The 18,351-nt window shown below is 37.2% G+C and carries 17 protein-coding genes and 2 tRNA genes; 8 read left to right on the forward strand and 11 right to left on the reverse strand.

Annotated features, from left to right (window positions below):
• Positions 1–163: 163 nt before the first annotated feature.
• From Q0940_RS07865 to Q0940_RS07875, 3 genes are all read left to right on the forward strand, one after another.
• Positions 164–775, forward strand: coding sequence for an elongation factor P hydroxylase (locus Q0940_RS07865; RefSeq protein ID WP_299266671.1), 612 nt, complete (start codon positions 164–166; stop codon positions 773–775).
• Positions 766–1,959: an ATP-NAD kinase family protein gene (locus Q0940_RS07870; RefSeq protein ID WP_299266675.1), complete on the forward strand. Its 1,194-nt coding sequence runs from the start codon at positions 766–768 to the stop codon at positions 1,957–1,959. The genes Q0940_RS07865 and Q0940_RS07870 overlap by 10 nt, the downstream gene beginning before the upstream one ends.
• A 62-nt stretch (positions 1,960–2,021) precedes the next feature.
• Positions 2,022–2,306 carry a YfcL family protein gene (locus Q0940_RS07875; RefSeq protein ID WP_299266678.1) on the forward strand — a complete coding sequence of 95 codons (285 nt, stop codon included), beginning with the start codon at positions 2,022–2,024 and terminating at the stop codon, positions 2,304–2,306.
• Between the two features lie 78 nt (positions 2,307–2,384).
• On the opposite strand, the gene Q0940_RS07880 is transcribed toward Q0940_RS07875, so the two are convergent.
• Together Q0940_RS07880 and Q0940_RS07885 are read right to left on the reverse strand one after the other, a co-directional pair.
• Positions 2,385–4,415, reverse strand: coding sequence for a tetratricopeptide repeat-containing sulfotransferase family protein (locus tag Q0940_RS07880; protein ID WP_299266681.1), 2,031 nt, complete (start codon positions 4,413–4,415; stop codon positions 2,385–2,387).
• A 159-nt stretch (positions 4,416–4,574) separates the two neighbouring features.
• A complete protein-coding gene (locus tag Q0940_RS07885) occupies positions 4,575–7,232 on the reverse strand; it encodes a TonB-dependent receptor (protein ID WP_299266684.1) in 2,658 nt (885 codons plus the stop codon).
• Between the two features lie 215 nt (positions 7,233–7,447).
• Here Q0940_RS07885 and betT point away from each other — a divergent pair, with 215 nt between their 5' ends.
• The gene (betT, locus tag Q0940_RS07890; RefSeq protein ID WP_299266687.1) at positions 7,448–9,397 is read left to right on the forward strand and encodes a choline BCCT transporter BetT; all 1,950 of its coding nucleotides are present in this window, start codon (positions 7,448–7,450) and stop codon (positions 9,395–9,397) included.
• Positions 9,398–9,409: 12 nt separating this feature from the next.
• On the opposite strand, the gene Q0940_RS07895 is transcribed toward betT, so the two are convergent.
• From Q0940_RS07895 to Q0940_RS07930, 8 genes are all read right to left on the reverse strand, one after another.
• The gene (locus Q0940_RS07895; RefSeq protein WP_299266690.1) at positions 9,410–9,898 is read right to left on the reverse strand and encodes a MarR family transcriptional regulator; all 489 of its coding nucleotides are present in this window, start codon (positions 9,896–9,898) and stop codon (positions 9,410–9,412) included.
• Positions 9,899–10,014: 116 nt separating this feature from the next.
• Positions 10,015–11,013, reverse strand: a complete 999-nt coding sequence (gene add, locus Q0940_RS07900) for an adenosine deaminase (protein WP_299266693.1) — start codon at positions 11,011–11,013, stop codon at positions 10,015–10,017.
• Positions 11,014–11,112: 99 nt separating this feature from the next.
• Complete coding sequence (trxC, locus tag Q0940_RS07905) at positions 11,113–11,547, reverse strand: thioredoxin TrxC (RefSeq protein WP_299266696.1); 435 nt, start codon at positions 11,545–11,547, stop codon at positions 11,113–11,115.
• Positions 11,548–11,605: 58 nt separating this feature from the next.
• Positions 11,606–11,935, reverse strand: a complete 330-nt coding sequence (locus Q0940_RS07910; RefSeq protein ID WP_299266699.1) for a TusE/DsrC/DsvC family sulfur relay protein — start codon at positions 11,933–11,935, stop codon at positions 11,606–11,608.
• A gap of 41 nt (positions 11,936–11,976) precedes the next feature.
• Entirely contained in the window at positions 11,977–12,243 is a 267-nt protein-coding gene (locus Q0940_RS07915) for a DsrH/TusB family sulfur metabolism protein (RefSeq protein ID WP_299266703.1), read from the reverse strand.
• 10 nt (positions 12,244–12,253) lie between these two features.
• Positions 12,254–12,610 carry a sulfurtransferase complex subunit TusC gene (tusC, locus tag Q0940_RS07920; RefSeq protein WP_299266707.1) on the reverse strand — a complete coding sequence of 119 codons (357 nt, stop codon included), beginning with the start codon at positions 12,608–12,610 and terminating at the stop codon, positions 12,254–12,256.
• Positions 12,611–12,624: 14 nt separating this feature from the next.
• Entirely contained in the window at positions 12,625–12,984 is a 360-nt protein-coding gene (tusD, locus tag Q0940_RS07925; protein ID WP_299266710.1) for a sulfurtransferase complex subunit TusD, read from the reverse strand.
• 181 nt (positions 12,985–13,165) lie between these two features.
• Positions 13,166–13,831, reverse strand: coding sequence for a Bax inhibitor-1/YccA family protein (locus Q0940_RS07930; RefSeq protein ID WP_299266712.1), 666 nt, complete (start codon positions 13,829–13,831; stop codon positions 13,166–13,168).
• A gap of 317 nt (positions 13,832–14,148) precedes the next feature.
• Between Q0940_RS07930 and Q0940_RS07935 the strand changes: the two genes are divergently transcribed.
• The 3 genes from Q0940_RS07935 (at position 14,149) to Q0940_RS07945 (ending at position 16,150) form a co-directional block, all read left to right on the forward strand.
• Positions 14,149–14,240, forward strand: a tRNA-Ser gene (locus Q0940_RS07935).
• Positions 14,241–14,285: 45 nt separating this feature from the next.
• A tRNA-Ser gene (locus Q0940_RS07940) sits at positions 14,286–14,377 on the forward strand.
• Positions 14,378–15,112: 735 nt separating this feature from the next.
• Positions 15,113–16,150 (forward strand): AI-2E family transporter, encoded by a 1,038-nt coding sequence (locus Q0940_RS07945; RefSeq protein WP_299266715.1) that lies wholly within the window; start codon positions 15,113–15,115, stop codon positions 16,148–16,150.
• Between the two features lie 79 nt (positions 16,151–16,229).
• On the opposite strand, the gene Q0940_RS07950 is transcribed toward Q0940_RS07945, so the two are convergent.
• Positions 16,230–17,312 (reverse strand): methyl-accepting chemotaxis protein, encoded by a 1,083-nt coding sequence (locus Q0940_RS07950; RefSeq protein ID WP_299266718.1) that lies wholly within the window; start codon positions 17,310–17,312, stop codon positions 16,230–16,232.
• Between the two features lie 213 nt (positions 17,313–17,525).
• On the opposite strand from Q0940_RS07950, the gene Q0940_RS07955 reads away from it, so the two are divergent.
• Positions 17,526–18,323, forward strand: a complete 798-nt coding sequence (locus Q0940_RS07955) for a thioesterase family protein (RefSeq protein ID WP_299266721.1) — start codon at positions 17,526–17,528, stop codon at positions 18,321–18,323.
• The last annotated feature ends 28 nt before the right edge of the window (positions 18,324–18,351 follow it).

Below are 18,351 nucleotides of genomic sequence, written 5' to 3' on the forward strand. Positions count from 1 at the left end.
GCTTGAATTTAAAATTAAATTAGTTTGCCTTATGCCAACAAATAAAATATTTCAGTATTCACATGCTTTTGCACTGGTATAATACTCACACAATTTTACTTACTACGATTGCTGTACTGTGTTTTTAACTGAGCAAAATGCATCTCAAAGGTCTCTTAATCAAATGGCTTTAACTCAAGATGAACATACTCAAGGACATCATATTCAAGATATCATTGACTTGTTTGATGAGTGTTTTTTTGACACCTACAATACTCGCTTAGTAAAAGGTAACGACGAACCTATTTATCTCCCTGCTGGTAAAACCGATATAAACATTCCTGAACAAGATTATGCTCAAGTGGTATTCGCGCATGGTTATTATGCCAGTGCGTTACACGAAATATCGCACTGGTGTTTGGCGGGTGAAGATAGGCGAACTAAAATAGATTTTGGCTATTGGTATTGCCCAGATGGCAGAACCGCAGAGCAACAAGCTAAGTTTCAACAAGTGGAAATAAAGCCTCAGTCAATTGAATGGGCCTTGTGTTTAGCCGCAGGCTTTAAATTTAATGTTAGCTGCGATAATTTAACCGGTGATGAGTTTGGCAACCAGCCAGACAGCCAAGCGTTTGAACAACAAATATTACAGCAAATTAGCCACTATATTGAACATGGCTTTCCAAGTAGAGCGCAGTTACTAATGACAAAGCTGGCGGCTCATTATCAACAAGCCATCCCTACATCTATTTCTCAATTTATTCCGTCCTTTGAAAGGGAAGTGTCATGTCAATAATCTCAGATAAACAAATAGAAACGCCTACAGCTCAGAAAGGTCGAGTTAAATTCAAACTGGGTTTAATCATTAATCCAATTGCCGGTGTTGGTGGCAGCGTTGGCTTAAAAGGCTCTGACGGTGAAAATACGGCAGAATTGGCAGCGTCGTTAGGGGCAGAGCAAAAAGCCAATGAGCGAGCGTCTATTGCATTGTCTATGTTGTTTGAGGAACGTGACTCAGTTGATATATTTACCGTTGCTGGCGATATGGGAGAAACGCTTTGTCAGCAGTTAGGTTTTGCTCATTCTATTGTTTATACACCAAGCTCAAAAGTAACCACTTTTGAGGACACCGAACGTGCAGCTAAAGCTATGGCTGAACTGAATTTAGATCTGATTTTATTTGCCGGTGGTGATGGTACAGCTCGTAATATTTGTGCGGCGGTTGAAGCGTCAGGTGTTGAAGAACATACAACGGTATTAGGTATTCCAGCAGGTTGTAAAATACATTCTGGTGTTTACGCAATTACACCAAAAGCGGCAGGGCGTGTATTACAAATGCTAGTCAGTGGTGAGTTAGTTACTGTGTCAGATGCTGATGTGATGGATATCGATGAAAACAAATTCCGCCAAGGCATTGTAAAAGCACGCCGTTATGGTGAATTATCTGTGCCAAGCGAGTTACGTTTTATTCAAAATGTAAAAATGGGTGGCAAAGAAAGTGACGAGTTAGTATTAGCTGATATTGCCGCGCACGTTATAGAATTAATGGAGCCTGAGCAAACTTACATTATGGGCTCTGGCAGCACTGTCGCTTATGTAATGGAAGAGTTAGGCTTAGATAATACTCTATTAGGTGTTGATGTTATCCAAGATCAGAGCTTGTTAAAACAAGATGTCATTGCCAGTGAATTGTTAAGCATGATTGACGAGAACACAAAATTAGTTATTACCTTAATTGGTGGGCAAGGCCATATTTTTGGTCGGGGAAATCAGCAACTAAGCGCAGATGTTCTCAAAAAAATAGGCAAAGAAAATATTCTAGTTATTGCCACTAAAACAAAACTAAAAGCATTAAATGGTCGTCCATTGATAGTGGATACCGGTGATTTAGCGTTAGATAAATCTTTGTCTGGGCATATAAAAGTGATAACGGGCTATCATGACCAAGTGTTATATCCCGTAGGATATGAAGAATTATAAGCATTTTTTTTAACAATAAAAATTAGCAATGAAAATAAACTAGAAAGAATAAAGGGTAAACAATGTTAAATCTGGAACAGCTGAGTGATAAAGCTCAAGAGTACTTTGATGGGTTTGTGATAAGTGGAACAGATGACGAATTATTTGCAAGTGGTTACTTACGTGGCCATGTAGATTTAGTAGTAGGTACTGCTATGTTAGAACATACGGAATTAACATTAGATGAAGTGGTTGAAAACATTACTAGCAGTGTTAATAAAGCAATAAGAAATGGTGAGTTAGAGCAAGACGATATTAAAGCAGTAAATACCGTTTTAAATTCTTTGTTGCTGCATTTAGAGAAATAGAAATCGTTATAATAGTAATGTTAGAAAAGCGGACCGTGTCCGCACATTGGAAAATGATAATTTTCTAGCTACTAGCTACTAGCTACTAGCTACTAGCTTTAGTGCTTTTTTCAACGGCTCTAAATAGGGTTCAAAGTGTCGCCATTGCTCTGTGGCACTTTTATAAATTGGTTGGCGAACTTGTTCTGAACTTGGCGTTTTAATATTCCGTTTTGTTTTATGAAAGTCGATACAGGCTTGCTCAAACTCTAGCCCACAAAAATTAAGCATGCGGCTTACTTGTTTTTCTAAGTCATCCACAACATCTTCGTGGTTTACTGTTAATACAAAACCCGGCAATACTTTATCCCAATGCTCCATTAATTTTAAGTAAGCTCGGTAATAACGACCGATATCTTCAAGGCTATAACTAAAGTCTTGCCCTTCAGCAAACAGTTGTTTAAAACCACTAAAACAACAGGCCATTGGTGAGCGTCTAGCGTCGATGACTTTAGCGTTTGGCAGAATTAATTTGATTAAACCTATGTGTAAAAAGTTATTTGGCATTTTATCAATAAACATAGGTGCCTGTTCTCGATACACTTGGGTTTCATCAATAAATTGTTGTCCAAATCGTTTAAAATAATCTGTGTTTATTTCACTCAAATTTTTAGGATATTGATTTTCTGTATTATCAGAGTTTGGATTACGCCCACGTAATCGAGAAGCTAGTCCTAAAATATTATGCAACTCCATAGTGCCGTCAACTTGGCTGTGTGATGCTAGGATTTGTTCAAGTAAAGTCGAACCAGCACGAGGTAAACCAACTATAAAAATAGGATCTGGCAAATCAAGACCTAAGTTTCCACGTTGTTGAAATAACTCAGGTGTACAATATTTTATTTGCTCGTCTACTTGCTGTTCAATTTTACTGATATCGAAGCCACTATTAGCTTGATGTAACTGATTACCTTGCTGGTATGCTTGAAATGCTTTGTGGTAATCTTTTCTGTCTTCAAAGGCTTTACCAGTGGCAAAATATAACTGTATTTTATCAGTTAACGCTAAGTGGTCGTTGTTTTGCTGTGATTGCATTTGCGCAATTTCTTCATCGCTAAAACGATAGGTTTTAGTATTAGCCAAACTCCAAAATGCATCGCCATAATTGGGGGTTAATTGATATGCTTTTTTATACGCTAAAACAGCATCATCTATGTTCCCTTTCGCTTTTAATGCGTGGCCTAGTTGCAAATGAAACCCTGCTATTAGTTGGCCTTGCTCGGTTGTTTCGGTAATCGCTTGTTGGTACAAGGTAATTGCCTTGTCAGTATCTCCAAAACCGTTTAATACGTTGGCTTTGGCAACTTTAAAACTTAAGTTGTCAGGTTGTTTTTCAAGTAGTATTTCAACTTGTTGTTCTGCTGTTTTATATTTACCTAATCTAATTAACAGGTTTAGGTATTGAGAGCGCGCATGAATGTGAGTTGGATTTAATTCTAATGCACTTGAAAGTAAAAACTCAGCATCGTCATAAATTTTAAGTTCAATGCCAATTTCTGCCAATAAACACATGCCATCAACATTTCTTTTATTGTTTTGTAAAAAATGACGACAAATTTGCTCTGCTTTTAATAGTTTACCTTCATGGATTAATTCGGTCACAGCAAGTAATGCAGGCGGTAATGTTTTTAACTTAGCAAGTTGATTGGCAGCTTGTTGGAGCTTTTCTTGTTGTTCATTATTAGGTTTTGACTGTCGATAAATTTCAATTAGTTCTTGCCAGCTGCCCACCAAAGTAGGATTGAGATTAACGGCTTTTTCAAAAGCTTGTTGTGCTTGTTCTGTCTGTTGTAAGGCTAAATAAATATGACCTAACTCTTGGTGTGCACGGCTATGACTTTCATCTAATATGAGTAATTGTTTAATACTAGTTAACGCATTGGACGGTTCTTTGTTATATCTATGAGCTACAGCTTGTAGGTAATAGATTTCTACTTTATCTGCTGTGTTATGACTGAGCTTTATTAATTCAGCGCATTGATTAATCGAGTCATTGAAATTAGCTTTTTGGATCAATTGTTGAATTGATTTTAATTGACTTTCAATTGTAGGAAGTGATGTTGTTTCCAATGATTTAGCTCCACAGAGATTAACTAGCGAGTTTAATTTTTTATAAGGTGTAAAATTTAAATATGATTAGGTTTAGGCATACTGTATCAATAAAAAGCCGCTTGATAAAAACATCAAACGGCCTTTTTTTAATAACAGTTAATATTTTAAGTTAACGACTTAATAGAAATCATAAGAAAATCTAAAACCAACTGAACGTGGTCTGTTACTAACAACTTTTGGCGTAAATTGTTGAGTATCAATATACAAGATTGCACTTTCATTGGTTAAGTTATCAATGAATATTTCCGCTTTCCACTCACTATTTGTTACACCAAAGCTTAGGTTTGCTAGATAATAACTATCTTGAATATAGCGACCGCCTGCAAAGGTTTGGCCATTACTGTCTTGATAGTTTACCCCAGAGTATACGTCCGCTTCTTTTTGAATACTCAGGCCAGATCCCGTTCCATAAATCAGTCTGGTAGCATCTTCTATAACATAAGCGTCCATTGCCATACCAGCAAGTCTGTCCCCTGTATAACTTACAGAGCCATTAATATAACCGGTTAACCCATCTGATAGTTGATAGAAGTATTGCGCTTGTAAATTACCAGAGAATTCGGCTGAGTAAGGTAATTGGCTTCCTACTGTAGGAGCAATACCGGCAAGTTCATCATTAACCGAAGTAAGTTCAGTATCAAGAATACTGAATGCACCAGAGATAATGAAGTCATTAGTCACAGCCCAGCTAAAGTCAGCGTCAATACCGGTTATTTCAGCATCACCTACGTTATCGGTAAATACTAAGAAGCTGATATTGGTTGGGTCGTATCGAGATGTTTGTAAATCAGATATTTTTGAGTGATAAGCTGTAGCATTAAAGCGTACAGTTTGATCAAATAATGTTGATTTTAATCCAACTTCAAAATTATCTAAGCTGTCTGTTGTTGAATATACTGGAATACGGAAACCGTCAAATGCACCTTCTTGTTTTTTGGCTGAGCCTCCACCAACACGGTTAGTTACTGGCGGTCTAAATCCTTCAGAATAAGACGCAAATACCATAACCTCCTTGGTTACTTTCCAATCTAGCGATGCTTTAATGATGGTGTCATCCACTGTTAGCTTACCGTCACTATCGAGTAAACTTGTGTCTAATTGACCATTAGCAATAGCGGCTTGAATGGCTGCAGCTTCATCTGCACCAAAGAATTCAGTTAATGCAGCGTCACTTCCATCGCCAAAAGCTTTTAATCTTTCGCTTACGTCAACACCTGTTGTTGCACCTTTATATGAGTCTTCAATTTCATACCAACGTGCACCAAATGTAGCGGTAACGGTATCGGTAAGGTCATATTCCAACTGCCCGAATACAGCAATTTGATCTATTATGTGGGTAATATCATTAACAAAGCTAATTTCAGGAGAGAAAGGTTGTTCACTTAAAGGTGTATTAACGCCTTCATTACCAGCTAACTCTCTCGCTAAATCAGGAAACAGTTCAGTACTCGCTATATTAAATAAACCAACCGTTGATAATTCTTGTGAATCATAGAATACACCACTGGTTAAACGCCATCGATTTTCTGCTGAGGTATTCATTCGTAGTTCATGAGTAATTCGAGAGGTGCTAGTTTTTTCTTTATAAAATTTAGTAGGATCTACACAATTTTGTTCAGCTTCAGGAATTCCAGAATAATTACAAACATAATATGCGGAGAATGATCCGCCATTAGTATAACCGGTATAATCAATTGTTGAATTGATATCACGGTCTAAATAACCACCTGTGTAAACAACATCAAGCTGGTTTAATCTACCTTCTAATGTCCATGTTGTTAAACCAAAGTCATCGTTGTTATTTTCTGGTACAAAACGGTTTGTGGATGTTTCGCCTTCAAGATTTGGGTCATAAGCAAAGACACCCTCTGTATCAAGCGTTTGTTGCGTATGTTGTACCAATAACTTCCAATCGTCATTAATAAGATAAGATAAACCAAAACGAGCTCCAGCATAACTAGCTGTATTAAAGTTATCTTCAACTAACGCTGTATTCTGAGGAGACACTACAGGTACGTTTTCAGGGGTTGTTAATGCTCCGCCAGATATACGGCTAATAACTTCAGCACTACCAATATAACCACCGTTTTCAGGGTCGTTTAATATATTGTCTATCCAACCACCTTGTTGATCATTATAAGCGGCGACTCGGATAGCAACTGAGTCACTGACTGGCAGATTGAAATATCCTTGAACCGAATTACTTAAATCGCCACCTTTAGTGAAACTTGTGCTGGTATCAAAACCAGCGGCAAAACTATCATGACTAGGCTTTTTAGTGATTAAACGCACTGTACCTGACTGAGAACTTGCACCAAATAATGTACCTTGAGGACCTGGTAATACTTCTACACGTTCTACATCTGTGGCGTAAATATCTAAGTTACGACCTTGCATTGAAACAGGTTGCTCGTCCAAGTAGAAAGCAACTGAAGGTTGCAAAGCTTGTACTGATGAAACGGAAATATTGGTCTGAGTGGTTGCGGCGCCTCGAATATAGATTTCGTTTTGACCCGGCCCTGTACCCTGAAAAACAACATTAGGTAAAAATTCTACGTAGGCATCAAAATTAGATACACCAAGTTTTTCTAGACTATCTCCAGATAATGCACTAACGCTGATAGGCACTTCTTGAATTGAAGCTGAGCGTTTAGTGGCAGTTACTTCTAAGATTTCTATTGATGCATTGTCTTGCTTCTTTATTTCCTCTGCATAGAGGGAACCCGATGCAGCGATAGCTGTTAATACAGCGTAATGCAGCTTAGTGAATTTCATATTGATGATCCCTTGTTTTGTTGCTGTTTTTTTTGAGTTGATACTATTAGTACCCTAAGTATATTTTTACCTATTTATAGATTAGCAATAAATTGGGCTTTTTCATAACCTTAATCTATAAGATGTATACTTAACGGCAATGTTTTAATTGTGATTATTTGCAGCTTGGCTTAAGTAGATATAGTATCAATACAAATTAATATTAGGGGAATGGCTTGCCATCATCAGTTGAAAGTAAATTAAACAAAAAAGTATTCGTGAGTGCATCATCAATTATTATTGCACTTGTACTTTATGCTGCAGCGTTGCCAAATCAGGCGAAAAATTTGTTTACCGTTATTCAGGGAAGCATTATTGAAAATGGGAGTTGGTTTTATGTACTAACTGTTGCCTTCATCTTCTTTTTTGTGACTTTTTTGGGTTTGTCTAAATACGGAGAAATACGTTTAGGCCCTGATCATGCGACACCTGATTATTCATTACTATCTTGGTTATCTATGCTGTTTGCTGCTGGAATGGGAATTGGTTTGATGTTCTTTGGGGTCGCAGAACCTTTAATGCACTATTTATCTCCACCTACCGCAGAGACGGGTACGATAGAAGCTGTTAAAGAAGCGATGAAAATGACCTTCTTCCATTGGGGGTTACACGCTTGGGCTATTTATGCAATTGTTGCTCTAGTATTAGCTTATTTTAGTTATCGTCACAATTTACCTCTGACATTACGTTCTGCGTTATATCCATTAATTGGTGAGAAAATTTATAAATGGCCTGGGCACCTAGTCGATATATTTGCTGTGGTGAGTACCGTATTCGGTGTTGCTACGTCTTTAGGTTTAGGTGCTTCGCAAGTAAATTCTGGTTTTGGCTACTTGTTCGGTATTGATGTATCCACTACTAATCAAATAATCATAATGTGCTGTATTACAGCTCTAGCCGCTGCATCTGTGGCAACTGGTTTAGACAAAGGTGTGAAACGCTTATCAGAAGTTAACATGATTTTAGCTATTGGACTGTTAGTGCTTATTTTTATACTTGGTCCAACAATATTTTTGTTAACGGCTTATTTACAAAATATAGGTGATTACTTAGCGGATATCATACATAACACATTTAATTTATTTGCTTATAAAAAGACTAGTTGGATTGGTGGTTGGACAATATTTTATTGGGGATGGTGGCTAGCGTGGGCACCTTTTGTTGGTTTGTTCATTGCCAGAATTTCCCGCGGTCGCACTATTAGAGAATTTATAATTGGGGTTATGTTAATACCAACTGCGTTCACTTTATTATGGATGACTATTTTTGGTAACAGTGCAATAGATTTGGTTTATAACCAAGGCGTCGTCGCATTGGGAGATATGATCAGTAAAGACTCTTCAGTCGCATTATTTGTTTTCCTTGAAAACTTTCCTTTTACTGCGGTTCTTTCATCATTTAGTGTATTAATGATAGTGATATTTTTTGTCACATCATGTGACTCTGGTGCTATGGTTGTTGATATGCTTTGCTCTCATGGTAGTAATCAAACACCGTTGTGGCAACGTGTTTATTGGGCTGTCGCTATTGGTCTAGTAGCTGCAATATTATTACTGGTTGGTGGCTTAAGTGCTTTACAAACCATGACAATCGCCAGTGCATTGCCTTTTGCTATTGTATTGCTATTGGCAATTGTTGGCTTAATTAAAGCGCTAAGAGTAGAAGGCTTTAAACAAGAGAGTCAATTGATAGACGCCGTTCCTTATCCAAGTAGTGAGAGTAACGATAGCTGGCAGTTACGATTAAAAAACATTGTAGATTTTCCAAATAAAAGCAATGTTAATAAATTCATCAGTCAAACCGTTAAACCTGCATTTGATTCTGTTGCCAAAGAGCTAGAGTCTAATCAAATTAATGTTGTAGTCTCTGAAGATGATGGATTACATTTAATTGTTGAACATGGCGAACAACAAGATTTTGTTTATAAAGTACTTGCCAGAAAGTATTCACAACCTGATTTTGTGACAGAAGTCGATGACGATGAACAAAGTTATTATCGTGCTGAAGTTCATTTAGGTGAAGGCGGGCAAGATTACGATATTATGGGGTGGTCAAAAACGGCTGTGATCAATAATATTATTGACCAATACCACAAACATTTACATTTTTTACACTTATTACGTTAATGGTTAAGAGCGTCAGACTTTATTGACTGTACTGGCGCTCATTGCACTTAATTCTAATAATGGTGCAGCATCAATTTCATTCGCATTCATCATCTCTGCAAGTCGCTCCATTGATGACAACATCTGTGACTGCTCCCATGGAGCAAGGTTAGAATAGTTATCAATAAAATGCTCTTGCAGTGCTTGTGGGGCTTTGAGCAGAAGAGCTTTACCATTTTCAGTTAAGTACAATCCGACCTTACGTTTATCTTCAGTATTGCGAATTCGTAAAACAAGTTCTTTATTTTCTAATCGGTCAAGAATATTGGTGATGGTCGCCGGACTTAAGTTAATATTTTTGGCAACTTGACTTGAATTGATGCCAGATACCTTATCGATTTCTAACATAATTAATAATTGTGGACTGGTTAAGCCGGAAGTCTTACTCAGGTGTTTTGAGTGTAAATCAATTGCTCTTATGACTTTTCTTAATGCAATTAATAATTCTTGATGCTTTTCCATATCCAATTTCTTTTATCTCTGATTTTTTGCATTCTAATCAAAATAAAAAGAACTGCCTAGATATATTAAAGCAACAAGCATTATTTTTATCGTGGTGGTTATTTGGTTTGTTTAATTTACCGTTTCTTAATGTCCATCAAAGCCTGCTTTTCTTGCTCAGTTAAAAATGCAGCTTTTACTCCATTTTTTTGTACTTGTATTAATTCAGACTTAGTTAACCCCAATGTGTTTGCCGCAACTTTATATTCATGCTCAAGTGTGATGTTTGATACCGCAGGATCGTCGGTATTTAAACACGCTATTACGCCATGATCTAAAAAGGTTTTCAGTGGATGTTTTGTTAAGTCTTGCACTGTGGCGGTTTGATAATTGGAAGTAGGGCAGGACTCAATCGCGATTTTATTATCACGTAAATAATCCATTAGTTTTATATCTTGCGTTGCTGCAACGCCATGGCCAATTCGGGTAGCGCCTAACAAGTTAATTGCATTCCAAATACTTTCAGGACCTGCTGCTTCACCAGCATGTACCGTAATTTTAAAACCCGCATCACGAGCTTGTTTAAAATGTTCAATAAACATATCAGCAGGATAATGTAATTCGTCACCTGCTAAATCAAGCGCAGTAATTTTGTCTTTGTGAGCTAAGATCCCTTCTAGTTCTTGTTTACAAATCTCAGCGCCATAAGTACGGCTTAAAATACCAATTAAGTTAGTCTTAACGTTAAACTCTTTACTGGCAGTTGCTACTGCATCTGCAACGACATTAACCACTTCAGCTATGTTTAGTTTAAACGCCTCAGCCATATAATAGGGGGAAAATCGTAACTCAGTGTAATCCAAGCCTTGTTGTTTAGCGTCTTTTACATTTTCATAAGCCACACGGTAAACGGCATCAAGATCAGCCAATACAGAAACCCCATAATCCAGCTTTTGTAAAAAAGCCAGAAGATCGGAAGTTTGATCTTGGATTTGAGCATGAGGGGTAAACTCGTCAACATTGTTACCTGGTAACTCAATATTATGCTGTTGAGCTAAATCCCAAATAGTCGCAGGGTTGATATTGCCATCTAAGTGGCGATGTATATCTACAAGAGGTAAAGAGTTATCTATCATTTAGTTCTAAGCCGTGTTGTTATTGTTTATGTGAGCACTTGAGTAATGATCAAAAGTGGTGAAATATGATCGTTAAAACTAACGGTCATAATAAAATGTTTATAGCTGCGACTTTATCCAATTAGTTAATGAGCTTTTATCCATAGCGCCAGCTTGTCGAGCAACTTCTTTTCCTGCTTTATAAACGATAAGAGTAGGAATACTTCTTATATTAAAGCTTGCAGCTACTTGTTGTGCTTGTTCAGTATCGACTTTAGCAAAACGTGCTTGGCTTTTCATATTGCTAGATACTTGAGCATACACGGGTGCCATCATTTGACAAGGTCCACACCAAGTTGCCCAAAAATCAACAATAACTGGTAGGTCGTTGTTTTGAATAAAACGTTGAAAATTTTGATCCGTCAATGCAATTGGATCGTCAACTAAAATAGATTTTTTACATTTCCCACATTTTGCATCTTGATTTACTTTATCTGCTGGAAGACGATTTTTTGCCATGCAATGACTGCAGGTAATATAGATAGGTTCACTCATTTTATTCGCTCTCTATTTATGTTGTTTATTTTAATATAAACCGCTTAATTAAATTCGATTAAATACATTTGGCCGGCTTTGGCAGACCTGCAATTCGAGTAGCCTGTTTAGCTGGGCCTTTAGGAAATAATTTATATAAGTAAATACTATTACCTTTATCTGCACCAAGTTGTTTTGCCATGGCTTTTACCAACATTCTTATTGCTGGACTGGTTTTAAATTCTTTATAAAAATCACGAACAAAATTTACAACTTCCCAGTGATTGTCAGTCATGGTTATATTTTCTAATTCAGCAATATGCAAAGCCAGTTCTTCATTCCAGTCAGACAAGTTAACTAAATATTCATGTTTGTCTGTCTCAAATTGTTGGCCGTTAAATTCAATCATTTACTTACTCTGTTTATTTACAGGATGGCTGTTTTTGTTAATTACCAGCTTATAACATTGTGTGTTGAGTTTGTTAATTCAACCCATGTTGCATCATCAATTATGGTGATGTTATCGGTTGGTTTAATATTTCTTGCAGTAACATCAATTTCGCGTGCGTATAGGCTCGTTGTCTCAATCGCTAAGTTGGCTTGTAACTGATAAACCGCATCTTGTAAAAATAACACCTTATCGTCACTGTCGAGCAAAGGCTTAGCTTTGTGCCAACCATCAAGGGAGAATATTAAATGTAATGTGTTTTTTGTCATTGTATAGCCCTTAAATCACAAAAATATGATCGGCGTTAGACTTTAACTGCTTAATGTCTGGCAGTGATACTTTTTCGATTCCAGCTATCAGTTCATTTTTAGACAAACCGAGAGCATTTAAGCTGTTATCACAGGCAAAGACGTGATCAATGTCGTAAATACCAAGTGCTTTGATGGTTGATAAGTAGTCTTTCTGTGCAATTAATTCTGGTGTTTGTTTAGCTAAGGTCTGAGTTACGCCATCTTGATAAAACAATACAGAAACGGCTTGTTCATAAGATCCAAATATCAAACTTAAATCAAGTGCTTCTTTGCCCTGCAAGGCATTTAAACTAGACTGTGTATGTATAATAAGAATGTTTTTCACTGGCAAAACAAACCTCACTTAAATTGAATGACTTTGTCTGCTTGAGTGGTTAACTCAGCAAATTCGGCAAGGCCTGAAATGGTAAAGTTAGAATGAATATTCGCCTCTGTTAACCCACGTTTTTCAGCTGCAGTTACGCACAACATAAGTTTAATATCGTGTTCATTCTTGAGCTGTAATAAATGCGATTGACCGTTAAGTTCGTCAGACGGAATATCAAGGGTATTGATGGCATTTAACACCGCATCTTGGTACAGAAATATAGTGGATACTGTATTGCCAGATTTAATTGCAGCACGAGCAAACTGGCAGGCACTCAAGACTGATTGGTTAGACCAAGGTGTTCCATGCAGCATTAGTAAATAATTTGCCATAACGAGATGTTTATTCAATCAATTAAATTGTGACTATTGTATGTGATTTTAACGCTTTGGCGAATCTATTTATTTGTACTGGGTTTATATGTGGAGAGAGAGCAATTTGGGAATTGAATTTTGAGGTAATAAAAAAGGCTTAGTAAATACTAAGCCTCTTTCTATTCTAAGCGAATGACGATTAATCGTCATTACCACCTAGAGCTGTAAGTATATGGATTAAGCTTAAGAAAATATTATAGATAGAAACGAATAAAGTAACCGTTGCTAAAATATAGTTTCTTTCACCACCATCAACTATTGATTTTGTTTGTAACAAAATAGCGCCAGATGAGAACAAAATGAATATTGAACTAATTGCTAGTGATAAAGCAGGAAGTTGCAAAAAGATGTTAGCAATCATTGCAACAACCAATACAACGAAGCCAGCCATCATCATGCCATTTAAGAATGATAAATCACGCTTAGTCGTTAATGCATAAGCAGAAACACCAAAGAATGTTAATGCGGTGCCACCAAGTGCAAGCATAACGATGTCACCACCGCCATTACCTATGACCATATTTAATATAGGTCCTAGTGTATAGCCAAGGAAACCTGTGAAAGCAAAAACTGAAAGTAGACCAGCTGAGCTGTTTGCTGTTTTATGAACTAGAAAAAGTAAAGCGTAAAAAACAACTAAGGTTATGATTAAACCTGGGTGAGGTAAGTTTAATGCCATTGCTGCACCAGCAACTACCGCTGCAAATGCTAATGTCATTGCTAATAGAGTATAAGTACTTCTAAGCACTTTATTTGTTTGCAGTACTGAAGTAGATTCACTTTGGTATGCTGTTCTGTTGTTCATTTAAGAACTCCTGTTAATTTAACATTTTTTAATCTAAGGCTAGTTTTCATTAAACATTGCCCTTGGTCAATAGATATAGTCAAATTTAATTGTTTCAAGGTGTATTTTTTTATTTAAATGTAAGCAACAACTAATCTAAACTATCTTGAACTGGGTGTGTAGACAACTAATGGTTTAATTAGTTTCATACTTATACGGTTATTTGTTTATCTAAAAAGCATATTGTTTTAAAAATAGTCGCTTAAACAATAAAAAACATAAAATATGCAATTTAGACTTTACAGGAGGGCAATAGGTCATTATTATGCGCCCCACGTGGAGAGCTGGCAGAGTTCGGTCGAATGCACCTGATTTGAAATCAGACGAAGGGTTAAACCTTCCGGGGGTTCGAATCCCTCGCTCTCCGCCACTATTAAAAATATCGATAAGTATTTGTTGATATTTAAAGACCATAGGAAAGCTGGCAGAGCTCGGTCGAATGCACCTGATTTGAAATCAGACGAAGGGTTAAACCTTCCGGGGGTTCGAATCCCTCGCTTTCCGCCATACACGGATAACCCGATACTTTCACGAGTATCGGGTTTTTTCGTTCTAAAGCATTAATAACATAGAAGTTAGCGAGGGTGAGAAGCCCCGCAGGGTTCGACTAAATTTGTCTGGAACAAATTAGAACGCACTTTAGTGCGGCCGCGAAGCGGTAAAATACAAGGACGTATTTTATAATCACACCTCGCTTTCCGCGCACTCAGTTATATACGGATAACCCGATACTTTTACGAGTATCGGTTTTTTTCGTTCTGAAGTATTAATAAAATAGAAGTTAGCGAGGGTGAGAAGCCCAGCAGGGTTCGACTAAATTTGTCTGGAACAAATTAGAACGCACTTTAGTGCGGCCGCGAAGCGGTAAAATACAAGGACGTATTTTATAATCACACCTCGCTTTCCGCGCACTCAGTTATATACGGATAACCCGATACTTTCACGAGTATCGGGTTTTTTCGTTTTAGAGGCTCGAAGAGCCAGTTGCGAGTGTAGAGCAAACGAGCTACGATCTACGAGCTACGAGCTACGAGCTACGAGCTACGAGCTACGAGCTACGATCTACGATCTACGAGCTTCTCGCAACTCGCCACTCGTTAACTCGGAACTGCTTTTTCTCGGAACTCGAAGCTCGAAACTGCTTTTATCTCGCACCTTTTGCCTACAACTTTTACTTGAGTATTTCTTACGCATCTTTTAGTGTGCATGGTGTTTATTTACATTAGGGTAAAAGGGATATAAATGGCCAAGTTAGAAATGAACCTCGCGACAAAGTTTTTATTTGTTATGGCGTGTTTAGTGGTGATGTTAGCGGGTATTAAAGCGGCTACTCCAATATTAATACCGTTTTTATTGGCTTTAGTTATAGCTATTATTACTAACCCACTCGTTAATAAATTTGTTAGCTATCGAATTCCGCGCGCCGTCGCAGTGTTATTTATTCTTACTCTGCTCGTGATTGTTGGCTTATCCTTGGCTGGTGTCGTGGGGCAATCGTTTAATGACTTCTCAAATTCAATGCCTATGTATCAAGAAAAGTTATCTAATCAACTAGTTTGGTTGGTGAGTAAACTTGCTTTGTTTGATATTGAGATCAATAAAGAACAATTTACTGAATACTTTAACCCTGGCGTTGCCATGTCTATGGTTGGCAACTTGTTAAGTGGTTTTGGTGGGGTGATGGCAAACTTATTCTTAATTCTTTTAACTGTGATTTTTATGCTTTTTGAAGCACCAGATGTCGCTAAAAAAGTCCATTTTGCATTAGCTGATCCAACCATGAAAATGCAACACGTTGACCGATTTTTAGAATCAGTTAACAAGTACTTAGCAATTAAAACCTTGGTGAGTCTAGCTACTGGTGTTTGTGTGGCGATTTTACTTTGGATATTAGATGTCGAGTATGTGTTGTTGTGGGCTGTTCTTTCATTCCTGTTTAACTTTATCCCTAATATAGGTTCTATTATAGCCGCAGTACCTGCAGTGTTATTAACCTTAGTATTACAAGGTCCTGGCATTGCTGGATTAGTCGCTTTAGGTTACGTCTCGATAAATATGGTTATGGGTAACTTAATTGAACCTAGATATATGGGACGTGGATTAGGTTTATCTACGCTTGTGGTATTTTTATCATTAATATTTTGGGGATGGTTACTTGGGACTGTTGGAATGTTGTTATCTGTACCATTAACTATGATAGTTAAAATTGCACTTGAGGCTAATGATGACAGTAAATGGTTAGCTGTTCTGCTCGGTGACAGTAGTTCCAAAGAGCTGTAAAAGATTCTCTAGCCTAGAATTAAAAAACGTGAAGCATGGTCTATTACTTCACGTTTTATATTGGAGGGAAGTAAGGCGTTTAACTTCCCCCTAATTCATCTAATAAATTCATTACTTTTTTACTAGCAACTTCCATTTGCTTTAAAAGCTCTATACTTTTGATTTTATCTCCAGAGTCAAACGACTTTAGCGCTGCTACGCCAAATTCATGCACTTGTTTGTGTGGTTCACTTAATTGATTAAATGCTTGGTTATTGTCAAACATCTCTTTGCCTTCAGAGCCATACCATAAACCAAGTCTACAGCTCGTATGATCTGCAAAGTCGTTGACTGACTTAGCGCTAAATCCTGCAGCGACTGCATAAATATCGCCTTTCCATACTACGTGATCGAGTTTTACCGTTTGAATAAAACTTTGAATGCTCGCGACGGTGATCGTATCTTTCATGGTATTGGAATATTGAATAAGTTGAGCGTAATCACCGTCTAAGGTGTTAACTCCTGATGTCAATTCATCGTTGGTCTTTTGAATTAAATCAACTGACGTGACGGTTTCACTGGTTGAACGAATGATTTCACTGACAAGTTCAGATACTTCATTGGCTGACTCACTTGTGTTACTGGCTAATGCACGAACTTCATCGGCAACAACACTAAACCCACGGCCTGCATCACCGGCTCTAGCTGCTTCTATTGCTGCATTTAATGCCAGTAAATTAGTTTGGTCGGAAATTTTAGCTATGGTTGAAACAAACGTATTAATTTTATCAGCCATTTCTGATAAGCCTGATATATTTGATGTCATAGAGCCCATTTGAGAACTTAAGCCACTCATGCCACTGACTATGTTTTTCAAGGTATTGGATGATGTTTCAAACAGCTCATTTATATCGCTAATTGATTCACTTTCCTGTTTTATTTGTTGAAAAGAATTAAAAACGGTTTCACGCACACCTTGAACTTGCTCGATAGAGTCAATCGCACATTCTAAAATATCATTATTAAAATCATCATTACCTGTAATGTGTTTATTTGCGTTATCTTGTTGTTCAGAGATTAATTGTTCGGAATCTTGAACCTGCTGAAGTAATTGCGTTATTTGAGACTTTAATTGAGTGTTTTCAGAAGTAACGCTTTCAAACTTTTTTTGTGATACAAACATTCTTGCGGATTCTCATTCTAAATGATCAAGGGTAGTTAAAGTTATCGTTTAAGAATGCAAAAAACACAAGTTAGAGGGGAATTATTATCAATACAGTAAAGTTTTATCACTACTAATATTAAAAAAGTTAGGTAAACTCGTGGTCATACCAGAGAACTCTGTATTTATAATAATTAAACAGGGCAGTAACTAATTAACATTGGGGATTTGACTATGAGTATTGATTCTATTTTTGAAGCGTTTGATGAAGTAAAAACAGAGTACATTATTAATGTTCCAAAAACTTGGGGGCAGGGCAGAACTCTATTTGGCGGAATAACAACGGCATTAGCATATCAAGCCGCTGAAAACTTAATAGATGATGACAGAGCGCTACGTTCGTTACATTGTAACTTTGTTGGACCGTTAAATTGGGATGAGCCTGTTGTGGTATCAGCTGAGGTACTTCGCACAGGCAGAAATGTTACTCAATTGTTAGCCAAAGTTTGTCAAAATGGCCAAGTTGGCGTAATGGCTCAAATATGTTTTGGTATGAGTCGTGAGTCTAAGTTATTAAGTAAAGCCACAGATAAACATGTTATGAATGTGCCTAAAAAAGGCAACTTTATCCCTAATATTCCTAAGTTAGTTCCTGCTTTTATTCAGCATTATAATTTGTCATTACACAAAGGTAGTTTTGGATTAGGTAAAAGTGAAGAGGCAGCTTTACATGGCTGGAGTCGTTATTCAACAGCACCAAAAACAATGCGTTTGGCTTATTTTATTGCGTTAATGGATGCCTGGCCGCCAACTATGTTGCAAATGTTAAGATTGCCAGCGCCTGCCAGTACAATGTCTTGGGATATTGAATTTATAAACCCAAAACTAGAATTAGATCCAACGGCTTGGTTTGCCAGCGAAACTGAAGCTCAGCATATCCAAGATGGTTATGGTCATGAAGAAGCTAAATTCTGGGATCAAGATGGAAATTTATTAGCTTTATCTAGACAAGTAGTAACCGTATTCGCATAAAGAGGTCGGCTTTATTTTACTTTCGGTT

The organism is uncultured Psychrosphaera sp. (assembly GCF_947500655.1).
GTDB lineage: Bacteria > Pseudomonadota > Gammaproteobacteria > Enterobacterales > Alteromonadaceae > Psychrosphaera.

Excerpts from the sequence above, each read along its gene's own strand:
- Q0940_RS07865 (WP_299266671.1), top strand. The coding sequence starts at position 164 with ATGGCTTTAACTCAAGATGAACATACTCAAGGACATCATATTCAAGAT.
- Q0940_RS07870 (WP_299266675.1), top strand. The coding sequence starts at position 766 with ATGTCAATAATCTCAGATAAACAAATAGAAACGCCTACAGCTCAGAAA.
- Q0940_RS07875 (WP_299266678.1), top strand. The coding sequence starts at position 2,022 with ATGTTAAATCTGGAACAGCTGAGTGATAAAGCTCAAGAGTACTTTGAT.
- Q0940_RS07885 (WP_299266684.1), bottom strand. The coding sequence starts at position 7,232 with ATGAAATTCACTAAGCTGCATTACGCTGTATTAACAGCTATCGCTGCA.
- Q0940_RS07895 (WP_299266690.1), bottom strand. The coding sequence starts at position 9,898 with ATGGAAAAGCATCAAGAATTATTAATTGCATTAAGAAAAGTCATAAGA.
- add (WP_299266693.1), bottom strand. The coding sequence starts at position 11,013 with ATGATAGATAACTCTTTACCTCTTGTAGATATACATCGCCACTTAGAT.
- trxC (WP_299266696.1), bottom strand. The coding sequence starts at position 11,547 with ATGAGTGAACCTATCTATATTACCTGCAGTCATTGCATGGCAAAAAAT.
- Q0940_RS07910 (WP_299266699.1), bottom strand. The coding sequence starts at position 11,935 with ATGATTGAATTTAACGGCCAACAATTTGAGACAGACAAACATGAATAT.
- Q0940_RS07915 (WP_299266703.1), bottom strand. The coding sequence starts at position 12,243 with ATGACAAAAAACACATTACATTTAATATTCTCCCTTGATGGTTGGCAC.
- tusD (WP_299266710.1), bottom strand. The coding sequence starts at position 12,984 with ATGGCAAATTATTTACTAATGCTGCATGGAACACCTTGGTCTAACCAA.
- Q0940_RS07930 (WP_299266712.1), bottom strand. The coding sequence starts at position 13,831 with ATGAACAACAGAACAGCATACCAAAGTGAATCTACTTCAGTACTGCAA.
- Q0940_RS07945 (WP_299266715.1), top strand. The coding sequence starts at position 15,113 with ATGGCCAAGTTAGAAATGAACCTCGCGACAAAGTTTTTATTTGTTATG.
- Q0940_RS07950 (WP_299266718.1), bottom strand. The coding sequence starts at position 17,312 with ATGTTTGTATCACAAAAAAAGTTTGAAAGCGTTACTTCTGAAAACACT.
- Q0940_RS07955 (WP_299266721.1), top strand. The coding sequence starts at position 17,526 with ATGAGTATTGATTCTATTTTTGAAGCGTTTGATGAAGTAAAAACAGAG.